The sequence below is a fragment of the Listeria sp. ILCC792 genome (genome assembly GCF_900186135.1).
Taxonomy (GTDB): Bacteria; Bacillota; Bacilli; order Lactobacillales; family Listeriaceae; genus Listeria; species Listeria goaensis.
On sequence record NZ_FYBO01000001.1, the window covers coordinates 42,689 to 55,575 of the forward strand.

Below are 12,887 nucleotides of genomic sequence, written 5' to 3' on the forward strand. Positions count from 1 at the left end.
GAATCAAGTAGTGGCAACCAAAGATGGCTTTTCATTAACTAAAACCGTGAAGAAAGTGATTTTCTTCATGGTTTTTATGTTTAGCTAAGATTTATGTTCTGGCCTCTTCTTTTATGGTAAAATTGAAGTAATCATGATAAAAGGAGTCACGAAATGGAAACTAAACAACCTAATTTACTTGTTGTGGACGGTATGGCGTTACTTTTTCGCGCTTTTTACGCCACAGCGGTAAGCAAACAATTTATGTATAATGAAGCGGGGCTACCGACCAATGGCGTACAAGGAATGTTACGCCACATTTTTGCAGCGATGCGCCAAAGTCAGCCAACACATGCGGTGATTTGTTGGGATATGGGCGCACAGACATTTCGTAATGAACTTTTTGACGGGTATAAAGCGGGGCGAACTGCACCACCTGATGAGATGATACCGCAATTTGATTTGGCGAAGGAAGTCGCAGAGGCTTTTGGGTTTGTCAATATCGGTGTCCCCGGTTTTGAGGCAGACGACTGTATCGGGACGATTACGACAAAATTAACGTCAGATTTAAACACAACGGTTTTAAGTGGCGATAAAGATTTGCTGCAACTTATTCACCCGAAAAATGATGTGTGGATTATGCAAAAGGGTTATGGCAACTATAAGCGTTACGACGAAGCCACTTTTTATGAAGAAATGGGAATTACACCTACGCAGTTTGTTGATGTAAAGGCGCTCATGGGCGATACGTCAGATGGTTACCCGGGCGTGCGCGGTATTGGTGAAAAAACAGCTTTAAAACTTATCCAAGAATTTGAATCGGTAGACGGTGTTTTAGCCAACCTCGACAAATTGAAACCCGCCCAACAACAGAAAATCGCAGAGGATAAAGAGATGCTGTTCTTGAGTCAAAAATTAGCAGCGATTCATACGGACGTGCCGCTTGAAATCGATTATGATCGCTGTTTATTCCGCGGATTTTCAAAAGAAATGAACGATGCAGTGTTGCATTACGGGTTAAAAACCGTCGAGCGCGATATTCAGTTATAAGGAGTGACAAACAGATGCAAGCGATTTCTGTAAAAGAAAAATATGCGACCTATACGCCTCTTGAACAAGCGAAATTGCTTGAAATTCGCAGTATCTTGTTTGAGGTGGCGGCTTTAGTTGATGGGGATGCCGTTTTAGAAGAGGACTTAAAATGGGGACAACCGAGCTATGCGCTAAAAGGCGGGACCCCAATTCGGCTTGATACGTTTTCTGATAGTCAAGTGGCCATGTTTTTTCATTGCCAAACGAATTTGATTGAAAATTTCCGGACGATTTTTGGAAATGAATTGTATTTTTCTGGAAATCGTGCCATTGTATTTGATATTTCTAAGTCACTTCCTGAAAAAGCCATTCAATTTTGTGCAGAAGCTGCCTTTACTTATCATAAAAAGAAATAGAGTTTAGTTAGAGGTGATAAGATGACAACATTTCGTAAAATAACAGTTGAGGGGCAAAAATTTTTATGGAAGTACTCTTTTGATGATTATGACTATCAAAATGATTCGTCTTTAATTATTAAAAGTGCGGATACAAATGGGAAGTTGCTTATTTATTTTAGGACGGGGAAATGGGATAGCGGCTATTGTCCGTTTAACAAAGGGGTTCCAGCTTTATATCAAGGTCAGCGAATCACAATTAATCTTAATCAACCTCGTTTTATAGCAGAAATAATCGCGTACGTGCGAGAACAATTAGATTTGAAACTTTTACTAGGAACGGTAGAATTGGACAATGGGATTGAACTACTCCGTGATATCGGCTACGTGTTCGACTATCAAAAGCAGTAAAAAAATCAGGCTCTTGAAAACCATGAAGGGAAGCAAGAGTCTGATTTTTTATTTTTCCGATTGAATGGCTTGGCGGGCTAGTTCGTCGGCTTTTTTATTTTGGGCGACGTTACGGTAATTGATATAGAAAAGTGGAACTTGTTCGGCGAGCTTTAAAATGGCGTCTAGATGCGGCTTGAATAATGGGTTTTTGACGTAGTTTTTTTCAACGCTGTCTAAGACGATTTTTGAATCGGTGTAGATGCGGATAAATTCCGGGTTGTGTGTGAGCGCGAGTTCTAGGCCAAGTTTGCAGGCGATAAATTCGGCTTCATGATTGGTTAGGATACCAATTGGAATGGCATGTTGCTCGTAGATTTGATCGGCTTTCAAAACGATGCCTGCACCGCTTAAACCTGGATTTCCGGAGCTCGCGCCATCAACAAAAACGTCCATCTGATACATTCCTCCTTGGATGCATTTTCTTCCCTATTATATTTTCTTCTTTATAAAAATGCAAAAATAAAAAGCCGGCTAAAAGCCAGCTTGTCCGTGTCAAAGTCATCACATTAAATTTTTTCTACATTTGCCGCCTGTGGTCCACGATTACCTTCTACAACTTCAAAGGAAACTTCTTGACCTTCTTCTAAAGATTTGTAGCCATCACCTTGAATCGCTGTGAAATGTACGAAGATATCTTCGCCGCCGTCTGTTTCGATAAAACCATAACCTTTTTCATTGTTAAACCATTTTACTTTCCCATTTTGCATTGAAATAAATCCTCCAAATCTTGGCCCTTTTAAAGAACCTTTCTGTCATACAAGAAAGTCTTATACGATACTTTTAATATAAACCAAAGTACCTATAGAGGTCAAGGGAATTTTTAAAAAATTCTATAATCTTCTGACTTGTAAAGGTTTTCTTTTTTGTTTTTTATCATTATTCTTGAAATCAGCATCAAACGAAGCGACGAAAGTACTAAAACTTACAAACTAATATTTGTTTACTATGCGTTTTTTTCAAAAAGAAAAAGTTTTGTCAGAAAAAGGGGTAAATGCTTTGTGAAACGAGGAAGAGTGTAGTACAATTTGTATGTGAAAGAAATTGAGTTGGAGGGTAGTGCTATGCCAACACCTAGTATGGAAGACTATATTGAGAAAATCTATTCTCTGATCGAAAACAAGGGTTATGCGCGTGTTTCGGATATTGCTGACGAACTTATGGTGCATCCTTCTTCGGTTACGAAGATGGTACAAAAACTTGATAAAGATGGCTATCTTGTCTATGAAAAGTATCGTGGCCTGATTTTAACGCCGAAAGGTAACAAAGCAGGGAAACGACTACTCGAACGCCATACTTTGTTGGAAAGTTTTTTACGTACGATTGGCGTAAAAGAAGAGCATGTTTATGAAGATGTTGAAGGAATTGAGCATCATTTAAGTTGGAATTCAATTGACCGAATTGGCGATCTCTTACAGTTTTTTGAAGAGAACGAAGACGCACTGAAAAAGCTTCGAGCGCTGAATTCAGCTGACTCGGAAAAAGATGAGTAAGGTAACACGGAATTGTAAATGTAGCTGCGCAATCAAATTTCCGTTCAGTAGTTTCTTACTGGCCGATTTTTTCGGTGCCTAAAAAGGAAAGGGTTTACATTTTACAATTTCTCATTATACATATATGGAGGGGAATAGAATGACGAAAGAAGTAAAATCAGACATCGAGATTGCACTCGCAGCAAAGGTAAATCCTATTATAGAAATTGCGGAAAGTATCGGTTTAGATGAACAGGATTTAGAGCTTTATGGTAAAACAAAGGCCAAGTTGACCTATGAAACCATCCATTCATTAGAAAATAAAGAAAACGGGAAATTAATTTTAGTTACGGCGATTAACCCCACACCCGCGGGTGAAGGGAAATCAACCGTGACAGTTGGTCTCGGGGATGCTCTTTCGAGAAAAGGGAAGAAGACGGTGATTGCACTTCGTGAGCCGTCGCTTGGTCCAACAATGGGAATTAAAGGCGGGGCAACTGGTGGCGGTTATGCACAAGTTGTGCCAATGGAAGATATCAACTTGCATTTCACTGGTGACTTTCATGCGATTACAACGGCAAATAATGCTTTATCGGCATTTATCGATAACCATATGCAACAAGGCAACGATTTGAAGATTGATCAACGACGCATCGTTTGGAAACGTGTGGTGGATTTAAATGACCGCGCACTTCGTAAAGTTATTGTCGGTCTTGGCGGTCCCGTTCAAGGGATTCCACGCGAAGATGGTTTTGATATTACGGTTGCGTCTGAAATTATGGCGATCATTTGCTTAGCGACAGACTTAAAAGATTTGAAGCATCGTTTAAGCGAGATCGTGATTGGCTATAACTATGCACGGGAGCCAATTACAGTCGGAGAACTGGGCTATGAAGGGGCTTTAACGTTACTTTTAAAAGATGCGTTAAAACCGAATCTTGTGCAGACATTAGAACATACACCGGCGATTGTGCACGGGGGACCGTTTGCGAATATCGCACATGGCTGCAACAGTATTTCGGCAACCAAAACGGCGCTTAGGCTCGGCGAATTTGTTGTAACTGAAGCAGGATTTGGCGCAGATTTAGGCGCAGAAAAGTTCTTAGATATTAAAGTGCCTTCTTTAGGAAAAGCACCAGATTGTGTGGTCATTGTCGCAACAATTCGCGCACTTAAAATGCATGGTGGTGTAGCGAAAACCGAGCTTGGGGCAGAAAATGTGGACGCACTGAAAGCTGGTTTTGCTAATCTGAAAAAACATACAGAATCCATTGGGGAATTTGGTTTGCCATTTGTGATTGCCATCAATAAATTTGTGTCAGACACAGATGCAGAAGTGCGTGCCCTAGAAGAACTCTGCCAAGCAAATGACATCCCATTCTCGCTTACAGAAGTTTGGGAAAAAGGCGGAGAAGGTGGGCTCGAACTTGCCGAAAAAGTGATTGGTGAAATTGAGAAAGGCACAGCAAATTATACGCGCCTTTACGACGATGCTGAATCCATTGAAGCGAAACTTGAAAAAATTGTTACGAAAATTTACGGCGGCATGGGCGTCGAACTCTCCACGAAAGCGCAAAAACAAATTGTTGATTTCAAAAAGTACGGTTGGGATCGCTATCCAATTTGTATGGCGAAAACGCAGTATTCACTTTCTGATGAGCCAACGCTACTTGGTCGCCCAGAAAACTTTACGATTCATATCCGCGAATTTATTCCAAAACTAGGCGCAGGTTTCATTGTTGCTCTAACTGGCGATGTTATGACCATGCCTGGTCTTCCGAAAAAACCGGCGGCACTGAATATGGACGTTGATGAAAACGGAAATGCAATGGGATTATTCTAAGCTAGAAAGACGCGATTTTCGCGTCTTTTTTGTATGCAAAAAACGACGAAACTACTTGAAAAACCAGCGTTGTTAGCGAAAATACAATAGTTGCGAAAACGTAGATTGGTTGAGGGGATTGTGTTAAAATAAATGGACGGAGAAGCGAAGATAGTTATTTTGCACGCTACTAAAATTATAAACCACCGTCTTAAACAGATTCTGCCGAAGGGGCTGTTCCAACACGTCCCTCTTTCATTGAAAGTTTTTTTACGTATACGCGGTTGGATATGCTAGAATAGATAATACAAACCTGAATAGGATGAGGATAAATGAAACAACTAAAAGCGATGAATATAACCAAGACGTTTGGAGATAAAACGCTCTTTGAACAAGTAGATTTGACAATTTCAGAAGGTGAGCGCATCGGTCTAATTGGCGTAAATGGTACGGGTAAATCCACCTTTTTAGATTGTCTTGCAGGGGTTTCAAGTGGGGATACAGGAGAAATTGTGAAAGCGAATGATTATACAATTGGCTTTTTAAGACAAAATCCCCCTTTAGATGAAAATGCAACGGTTTTAGAAGCGGTTTTTGCGGGAGAAACACGAAATTTACGGGCGATGCGGGAATATGAAGAAGTTTTGCTTGCCATGGAAGAAAATCATAGTGAGGCTATAAATGAGCGTTTTGCGCGGGCACAGGCGGAGATGGACGCGACGAATGCGTGGGATATGAACACCGAAGCGAAGACGATTCTCGACCGACTTGGCGTCACACAATTAAAAGCAAAAATTAGTGAGCTTTCTGGTGGCGAACGAAAACGTGCGGCGCTGGCCCAAGTATTAATTGAAACGCCCGATTTACTCATTTTAGATGAGCCGACGAACCATCTGGACTTTGCTTCAATCAAATGGCTAGAGGACTTTCTTTTGCGCTTTAAAGGCGCCGTTTTAGTTGTGACGCATGACCGTTACTTTCTGGATAGGATTACGAATCATATCGTTGAACTCGATCGCGGCAAGCTTTACCGCTACGTAGGCAACTATGAGAGTTTCATGGAATCTAAAGCGGTTCGGATGGAAAACGAGGTGCGGGAGTCGGAGAAAAATCGCAATTTATATCGGAAAGAGCTTGCTTGGATGCGCCGCGGGGCGAAAGCGCGTTCTACGAAGCAGAAGGCGCGTAAGGATCGTTTTACGGACTTGGAAGATAAGGTGAAGACGAAGGCGGACGATACGAAACTAGAGCTGGATTTCAAGACGAGTCGCTTAGGAAATGATGTGTTTTTACTTGAACATGTGGCGAAGCGTTTTGACCAGAAAGTGATTTTAAACGATTTTAATTTATTAATTGCTCCGGGTGAAAGGCTTGGGATTACTGGGCGAAACGGCACGGGAAAGTCAACTTTGCTCAACATGCTTGCAGGAGAAATTTCGGCAGATGCGGGAGATGTGACGACGGGGCAGACAGTGCAAATTGGCTATTATACGCAGCAAAATACCGAACTTGATCCAGATAAGCGGCTAATTACTTTTCTACAGGAAATTGGAAATGAAGTTAAGACGATGCAAAATGAAACAATTAGTGTGAGCGCCATGCTTGAACGCTTCCTTTTTCCAAAAGAAACGCACGGGAAATTGATTGCTTCACTTTCAGGTGGGGAAAAGCGGCGCCTCTTTTTACTTAAAATTTTGATGAGCGCGCCGAACGTTCTATTACTCGATGAACCGACAAATGATTTAGATACAGAAACTTTGACCGTTTTGGAAGACTATTTAGAAACGTTTAATGGGACTGTCATTACAGTCAGCCATGATCGCTACTTTCTTGATAAAACGGCTTCCAAATTGCTTGTGTTTCAAGGCGCTGGCGTCGTCCAAGAATATTACGGGATGTATAGCGAGTATTTGCTTTTGGAAGAACAAAAAGAAATTAAGCCAACCGTTCGAAAAGTGCAGGAAAAACCTGTAGCTGAAACGAAAGAAAAAGTGCGACTTTCTTATATGGAGAAAAAAGAATGGGCCGGTATTGAAGAAGCCATTGCCACAAAAGAAGAGCTCGTCGCGAATTTGAACGAAGCTTTACTTGAAACAGGTGCCGATTTTACAAAAGCTCGCGAGTTAAGTGAACAAATTGAAGCAGGAGAAGCCGAATTGTTACATTTGTACGAGCGTTATGAATATTTATCGCAATTTGCGAATTAGGAGTGGGACGATGAAACAATATTTAGATTTGGAAAAATATGTGTTAGAAAATGGCACGCAAAAAGGGGACCGCACAAGGACTGGAACGATTAGTACGTTCGGCTATCAAATGCGTTTTAACTTACAGGAAGGGTTTCCGATTTTGACGACAAAACGTGTACCGTTTCGCTTAGTTGTGAGTGAATTGTTATGGTTTTTGCACGGGGACACGAATATTCGCTATTTGTTGCAACACAATAACAATATTTGGAATGAATGGGCGTTTGAGCGCTATGTGAAAAGTGCGGATTACAGTGGCCCTGATATGACGGATTTTGGTTTGCGGGCGAATAGTGATCCGAAATTTAATGAAGTTTATCAAGCTGAAATGGAGAAATTTAAAGCGCAAATCTTAGAAGACATGAGCTTTGCTGAAAAATACGGTGAGCTTGGCAATATTTACGGGAAACAATGGCGTGAATGGAAAACGTCTAACGGCGCGACAATTGATCAGCTGCAGGAAGTCATTCAAATGATTAAAACGAACCCAAATTCGCGCCGTCTAATTGTATCCGCATGGAATCCGGAAGATGTGCCGAACATGGCTTTGCCGCCTTGTCACACGCTGTTCCAATTTTTTGTGGCAGACGGAAAACTATCCTGTCAGCTTTATCAAAGAAGTGCGGATATCTTTTTAGGGGTACCGTTCAACATTGCGAGCTATGCGCTACTTACGCATTTAATTGCGCGTGAAACGGGGCTTGAGGTGGGCGAATTCGTTCACACTATGGGAGATGCGCATCTTTACAACAACCATATTGAGCAAGTGAAAGAGCAATTGTCGCGTGATACGCGTCCGCTTCCGAAGCTTGTTTTATCGGATAAGCCGGCGACGATTTTCGATTTTGATGTGGCGGATATTACGCTAGAAGGCTACGACCCGCACAAGATGATTAAAGCACCGATTTCTGTTTGAGGAGGATGACGATGATTTCTTTTATTTGGGCACAAGATAAAATGGGCAACATTGGGAAAGAGAATAAAATGCCGTGGCATCTGCCAGCCGATTTGAAGTTTTTTAAAGAGCAGACGAGCGGTCACACAATTGTGATGGGGCGAAAAACGTATGATTCCCTTGGAAAAGCTTTACCTAATCGGCGAAATCTCGTTTTGTCACGTGATAAGTCGCTCCAATTGCCAGATGCGGAAGTGGTCCATGATAAGCAAACTATTTTGGATTTGGCGGCAAATGAGTCGGTCTTTATTTGCGGGGGAGCAGAAATTTATCGCTTATTTCAAGCGGAAGTCGACCGTTTAATTGTGACGAAAATTGATGCGGCTTATGATGCTGATACGGCTTTCCCTGAAATCGACTGGTCAAATTTCCAATTGATGAGCCAAACGGACGGCATGCGTGATGAAAAAAGCAACGTTACATTTGGTTTCTATACGTACGAAAGAAAATCGGTATGATGAAATCGAAACTAGAGCAGCGAGCGGAACGAATTTCTGCCGCAGTGGATGCATTTCGTTGCCCAATTTGTGCGTCGCCATGTCATTTTGTTCGGCCATTGACATTAAAATGTGAAACGGGGCACGCGTTTGATGTTGCGAAACCAGGCTACTTGTTTTTACTGCCACACGGAGTGAAAACGAAATATGAGCAAGGTTTATTTGAAGCGCGGAAACGGCTCATTGAAACAGGCTTTTTTGACGGTCTGACGGCGCAAATTGTCCCTCTTATAAATCGTTTCAATAAAGCGGAGATTCAAATGGTTGACGCTGGTTCAGGCGAGGGCAGTCACTTGGCGCATCTTTTAGCCCAGAGTGAGAAAAAAGTTCGGGCATTTGGTTTTGATATTGCAAAAGAAGGCGTTCGGCAGGCTGCGAGAGATTACGGGGAAGCAATTTGGGCGGTTGCGGATCTTGCGAATATGCCGCTTCAAACGGGACAAACGGATGTCATTCTAAATATTTTGTCGCCGGCTAGTTATCAGGAATTTGCGCGAATTTTAACGGATGACGGTATTTTAATTAAGGTTATGCCGGAAACGAATTATTTAACCGAGTTACGTGCCTTTTTTTATGAAGAAAACACGTATTCAAATGGGCGTGTGCATGAACGCTTTAAGGAAACTTTTACGATTTTGCATGAGGAGCGTATTACGTATGAGCGCGAACTTAATCGGGTGGAGCTGACGGATTTAATGGAAATGACACCACTTGGCTGGCACATTACGGAAGAAAAGAAAGCGGCGCTACTACAAAAAACGCCTCAAAAAATCACCGTTGATTACAAATTAGTTGTTGGCGCTAAACATAATTTGGACTTAAAATAAGGCTTTCCATGTTATATAATGAAAAGAAAAACAGGAGGTTTCGTATGACTGAATTTTTAGCACTTCAAAATGGCTCAGATATTCGTGGTATTGCGATTCAAACGGACGAACACGACGTGACTTTGACGGATGAGGCGATACAAAAAATAGCACGCGGCATCACCTTTTTTCTAACCAAAAAGAAAGGGTTAAAAGGGCGCATAAAAGTGGCGATTGGCCATGACAGCCGTTTATCGGCGGAACGAATTAAGTCGGAGCTTATTTCCGTGCTCGCGGCAGATGGCTTCGCTGTTTTGGACGCGCACCTTGCGACTACGCCTGCGATGTTTATGGCGACCCAGTACGCGGAAATTGACGCCGATTGTGGCATCATGATTACGGCAAGTCACCTTCCTTATTTTTACAACGGTATCAAAATTTTCACAAAAGCGGGTGGCGCTGAAAAAGAAGATATTGCTTACATATTGGAACATGCGGACCGAGAGCATGTGAAAGAACAAGCTGGTTCGGTTGAAAATATTGATTTGATGAGCCTTTACGCAGATGATTTAGTGAGGAAGATTCAAACAAAAGTTGGCGCAGGAGAAAAGCCACTTGCTGGCAGTAAAATTGTGGTCGATGCAGGAAATGGAGCAGGTGGTTTTTTCGCAGAGCGCGTTTTAGCTCCACTAGGTGCTGACGTTTCAGCGAGTCAATTTTTAGAGCCGGACGGCCATTTCCCGAATCACATTCCGAATCCTGACAATGATGAGGCAATGGCGAGCTTACGAAAAGCTGTTTTAGAAAGTCAAGCTGATTTAGGTGTCATTTTTGATACGGATGTCGACCGCGCGGCTATTATGGATCAGCACGGGGAAAGCTTGAATCGAAATGCTCTTATCGCCGTTATTTCCGCTATTCTTTTAAAAGAGTATCCTGAAACGACAATCGTGACGGATTCGACAACTTCTGACCATTTAAGAGCCTTTATTGAGGCGCATGCTGGCAAGCAGCATCGTTTTAAACGCGGCTATCGCAATGTTATTGGCGAAGCGATTCGCTTAAATGAAATGGGTACGCCATCTGAAATTGCGATTGAAGTGAGTGGACATGCTGCTTTGAAAGAAAACTACTTTTTAGATGACGGCGCCTATTTAGTGGCTCGAATTTTAATGGAATATGCGGTACTCAAGAAAAACAGTCAAGACTTAACTGCTTTGATAGCCGACCTAGAGCAGCCAAAAGAAAGCAAGGAGATTCGCATTCAAATTGCGACATCTAATTTTAAATCCTACGGACAAAACGTGTTGCACGAATTTGAAAGCTTTATCAAACTGACGCCTGACTTTGAACTTGAACGGGAGAATTTTGAAGGTATTCGCGTTAAGACAAGCGGCAAGTATGGTTCGGGCTGGTTTCTACTTCGAATGAGTTTGCATGAACCAGTGATGCCGTTTAATTTAGAGGCTGACGAAGCGGGAGGCATAAATCGCGTGCTTGACACGCTAGAGCCATTTTTTGAACGTTTTGATGGGCTACACATTCCATTTTAAACTTTACAAAATCTTGAAGAGAATTCTTCAAGATTTTTTGTTTTCATGCTATCATAGAGTGATGTGAAAGAGGAGGTCGACCGATGCGAATTGGGATGCGGACATTAAAAACGGCAATTGGGGCGACAGTTGCAATACTGCTTGCACAGTGGATAGGATTAGAATATGCTGTTTCGGCGGGAGTTATTACGATTTTGAGTGTTCAAAATACGAAGAAGGGATCGATGCAACTTGCGATTCAGCGCGTTTATTCGACTGTGATTGCGCTATCGATTTCAGCCATTTTATTTCTTTTGATAGGATTTAATGCGATTAGTTTTGGACTGTATTTACTTATTTTTATTCCGCTTGCTGTACGTCTTAAAGTGACAGATGGGATAGTCGTTAGTTCGGTGCTTGTGACGCACATTTTAGTGGAACAGTCGCTAGCGCTTTTCTGGTTTGTTAATGAAATGGCGCTTATGGCAGTGGGGGCGGGGATAGCAATACTGCTAAACCTTTATATGCCTAAACTGGATGTGAAATTAAAACAGGATCAGCAAAAAATTGAGGCATTGATGCGGCAGATTTTATTCGCGATGTCGCAAAGTTTAAAAAACGAAGTGCCTTATGTTGACGGTGATGTTCGTTTTAGTGAACTTAAAACGTCTCTTTTAGCCATGCAAGCGGGAGCTACGCAAAATGTGGACAATTATTTTTTAAAAGAAGTGCATTATTATGTGCAATATGTGGATATGCGGCTTGTTCAGTATCGTGTTTTGACGCAGATGAAGCGACATCTTGCGGAGTTTAAGGGAAATACGGAGCATAGCAAAATTTTGGCTGGATTGACGGAGAAGACAGCGCTTGAACTTGCGGAAGATAATCCGGCTGATAGGCTGGTTGAGGAAATTACAAATCTTGTTCGCGCTTTTCGAAAAAGTGATTTGCCTAGTTCGCGGGAAGAATTTGAAAATCGGGCGGTGCTCTTTCAATTTATGAATGATTTACGTTATTTTTTAGAAACAAAACGTGATTTTTATGTGGAATTTGGGTTGGAAAAAGAGCAGGTGAACGTTTAGTCTAAGTTGGAAGGGGAAAACTGGTAAAAAAGCATGCGGAGGTGGTTGTATGTATGCTGTAATTGCACTTTTTGATGAGAATACGGAGCGAGAGATTAAGGACATTTGGTTTGAATTGAAACGGCGTGGCTTGTCAAATTATGTGGACGACATGCGCCACCGGATGCCACATATTACGCTTGCTACGTACGATAATATTCGGCATCAGCAATTTGTGAATAAGCTTGTGCATTTTTATAAAGGGCAGTATGAGATAAAAGTGGAATTTAATGCAGTAGGCACATTTTTAAAGTCAGGCGTAGTTTTCTTGGCTCCTACGGTAACAAGAGAGTTGCTGTCTCTACATGAAAAGCATCACCTTTTATTTGATGACTACAATCGCAATCCGACATCGCATTATTTACCGGGCAGATGGACGCCGCATACGACGATTTCCAGTCATTTACACAATGAAAAAATCGCGGGTGTTTATCGGTACGGGGTCAATCTTTCGCCGATTAAAGGAAAGATAACGGGAATTGCGCTAATTGAATCGTTCCCGGGAAACCGTGTTGAAATCATTTTTAGAAAACGATTGAAGAAAATAGAGAAAGGAGCAAGGCGATAGGTCGCCTTGCTC

At 41.9% G+C, this 12,887-nt stretch carries 14 protein-coding genes; 12 read left to right on the top strand and 2 right to left on the bottom strand.

Features of this window, described 5'->3' with window-relative positions:
• The first annotated feature begins 153 nt into the window (after positions 1–153).
• The 3 genes from CFS60_RS00225 to CFS60_RS00235 are packed head-to-tail and all read left to right on the top strand — an operon-like array spanning position 154 to position 1,817.
• Positions 154–1,029 carry a 5'-3' exonuclease gene (locus tag CFS60_RS00225; protein WP_088825308.1) on the top strand — a complete coding sequence of 292 codons (876 nt, stop codon included), beginning with the start codon at positions 154–156 and terminating at the stop codon, positions 1,027–1,029.
• A gap of 14 nt (positions 1,030–1,043) precedes the next feature.
• A complete protein-coding gene (locus tag CFS60_RS00230; RefSeq protein WP_088838668.1) occupies positions 1,044–1,427 on the top strand; it encodes a DUF1801 domain-containing protein in 384 nt (127 codons plus the stop codon).
• A gap of 21 nt (positions 1,428–1,448) precedes the next feature.
• Entirely contained in the window at positions 1,449–1,817 is a 369-nt protein-coding gene (locus CFS60_RS00235; protein WP_088808594.1) for a hypothetical protein, read from the top strand.
• 48 nt (positions 1,818–1,865) lie between these two features.
• Here the strand turns inward: CFS60_RS00235 and CFS60_RS00240 are convergent, their stop codons facing one another.
• Both CFS60_RS00240 and cspD read right to left on the bottom strand, forming a co-directional pair.
• Positions 1,866–2,252 carry a ribonuclease HI family protein gene (locus tag CFS60_RS00240; protein ID WP_088808595.1) on the bottom strand — a complete coding sequence of 129 codons (387 nt, stop codon included), beginning with the start codon at positions 2,250–2,252 and terminating at the stop codon, positions 1,866–1,868.
• 113 nt (positions 2,253–2,365) lie between these two features.
• Positions 2,366–2,566, bottom strand: a complete 201-nt coding sequence (gene cspD / locus CFS60_RS00245) for a cold-shock protein CspD (RefSeq protein WP_088808596.1) — start codon at positions 2,564–2,566, stop codon at positions 2,366–2,368.
• 354 nt (positions 2,567–2,920) lie between these two features.
• Between cspD and mntR the strand changes: the two genes are divergently transcribed.
• From mntR to CFS60_RS00290, 9 genes are all read left to right on the top strand, one after another.
• Entirely contained in the window at positions 2,921–3,349 is a 429-nt protein-coding gene (mntR, locus tag CFS60_RS00250) for a transcriptional regulator MntR (protein WP_088808597.1), read from the top strand.
• Between the two features lie 139 nt (positions 3,350–3,488).
• The gene (locus tag CFS60_RS00255) at positions 3,489–5,171 is read left to right on the top strand and encodes a formate--tetrahydrofolate ligase (RefSeq protein WP_088808598.1); all 1,683 of its coding nucleotides are present in this window, start codon (positions 3,489–3,491) and stop codon (positions 5,169–5,171) included.
• A 311-nt stretch (positions 5,172–5,482) separates the two neighbouring features.
• Entirely contained in the window at positions 5,483–7,357 is a 1,875-nt protein-coding gene (gene abc-f, locus CFS60_RS00260) for a ribosomal protection-like ABC-F family protein (protein WP_088808599.1), read from the top strand.
• Positions 7,358–7,367: 10 nt separating this feature from the next.
• Complete coding sequence (locus tag CFS60_RS00265; protein WP_088838669.1) at positions 7,368–8,312, top strand: thymidylate synthase; 945 nt, start codon at positions 7,368–7,370, stop codon at positions 8,310–8,312.
• 11 nt (positions 8,313–8,323) lie between these two features.
• Positions 8,324–8,809: a dihydrofolate reductase gene (locus CFS60_RS00270; protein WP_088808601.1), complete on the top strand. Its 486-nt coding sequence runs from the start codon at positions 8,324–8,326 to the stop codon at positions 8,807–8,809.
• Positions 8,806–9,675, top strand: coding sequence for a putative RNA methyltransferase (locus tag CFS60_RS00275; protein WP_255387506.1), 870 nt, complete (start codon positions 8,806–8,808; stop codon positions 9,673–9,675). The genes CFS60_RS00270 and CFS60_RS00275 overlap by 4 nt, the downstream gene beginning before the upstream one ends.
• A gap of 44 nt (positions 9,676–9,719) precedes the next feature.
• Positions 9,720–11,207 carry a phosphomannomutase/phosphoglucomutase gene (locus tag CFS60_RS00280; RefSeq protein ID WP_088838670.1) on the top strand — a complete coding sequence of 496 codons (1,488 nt, stop codon included), beginning with the start codon at positions 9,720–9,722 and terminating at the stop codon, positions 11,205–11,207.
• A gap of 83 nt (positions 11,208–11,290) precedes the next feature.
• On the top strand, positions 11,291–12,268 hold the full coding sequence (locus tag CFS60_RS00285; protein ID WP_088808603.1) for an aromatic acid exporter family protein: 978 nt from the start codon (positions 11,291–11,293) through the stop codon (positions 12,266–12,268).
• A 49-nt stretch (positions 12,269–12,317) separates the two neighbouring features.
• Positions 12,318–12,875 carry a 2'-5' RNA ligase family protein gene (locus CFS60_RS00290; protein WP_088815123.1) on the top strand — a complete coding sequence of 186 codons (558 nt, stop codon included), beginning with the start codon at positions 12,318–12,320 and terminating at the stop codon, positions 12,873–12,875.
• The last annotated feature ends 12 nt before the right edge of the window (positions 12,876–12,887 follow it).

Excerpts from the sequence above, each read along its gene's own strand:
- CFS60_RS00225 (WP_088825308.1), top strand. The coding sequence starts at position 154 with ATGGAAACTAAACAACCTAATTTACTTGTTGTGGACGGTATGGCGTTA.
- mntR (WP_088808597.1), top strand. The coding sequence starts at position 2,921 with ATGCCAACACCTAGTATGGAAGACTATATTGAGAAAATCTATTCTCTG.
- CFS60_RS00290 (WP_088815123.1), top strand. The coding sequence starts at position 12,318 with ATGTATGCTGTAATTGCACTTTTTGATGAGAATACGGAGCGAGAGATT.
- CFS60_RS00240 (WP_088808595.1), bottom strand. The coding sequence starts at position 2,252 with ATGGACGTTTTTGTTGATGGCGCGAGCTCCGGAAATCCAGGTTTAAGC.
- abc-f (WP_088808599.1), top strand. The coding sequence starts at position 5,483 with ATGAAACAACTAAAAGCGATGAATATAACCAAGACGTTTGGAGATAAA.
- CFS60_RS00265 (WP_088838669.1), top strand. The coding sequence starts at position 7,368 with ATGAAACAATATTTAGATTTGGAAAAATATGTGTTAGAAAATGGCACG.
- CFS60_RS00230 (WP_088838668.1), top strand. The coding sequence starts at position 1,044 with ATGCAAGCGATTTCTGTAAAAGAAAAATATGCGACCTATACGCCTCTT.
- CFS60_RS00235 (WP_088808594.1), top strand. The coding sequence starts at position 1,449 with ATGACAACATTTCGTAAAATAACAGTTGAGGGGCAAAAATTTTTATGG.
- cspD (WP_088808596.1), bottom strand. The coding sequence starts at position 2,566 with ATGCAAAATGGGAAAGTAAAATGGTTTAACAATGAAAAAGGTTATGGT.
- CFS60_RS00285 (WP_088808603.1), top strand. The coding sequence starts at position 11,291 with ATGCGAATTGGGATGCGGACATTAAAAACGGCAATTGGGGCGACAGTT.
- CFS60_RS00255 (WP_088808598.1), top strand. The coding sequence starts at position 3,489 with ATGACGAAAGAAGTAAAATCAGACATCGAGATTGCACTCGCAGCAAAG.
- CFS60_RS00270 (WP_088808601.1), top strand. The coding sequence starts at position 8,324 with ATGATTTCTTTTATTTGGGCACAAGATAAAATGGGCAACATTGGGAAA.
- CFS60_RS00280 (WP_088838670.1), top strand. The coding sequence starts at position 9,720 with ATGACTGAATTTTTAGCACTTCAAAATGGCTCAGATATTCGTGGTATT.
- CFS60_RS00275 (WP_255387506.1), top strand. The coding sequence starts at position 8,806 with ATGATGAAATCGAAACTAGAGCAGCGAGCGGAACGAATTTCTGCCGCA.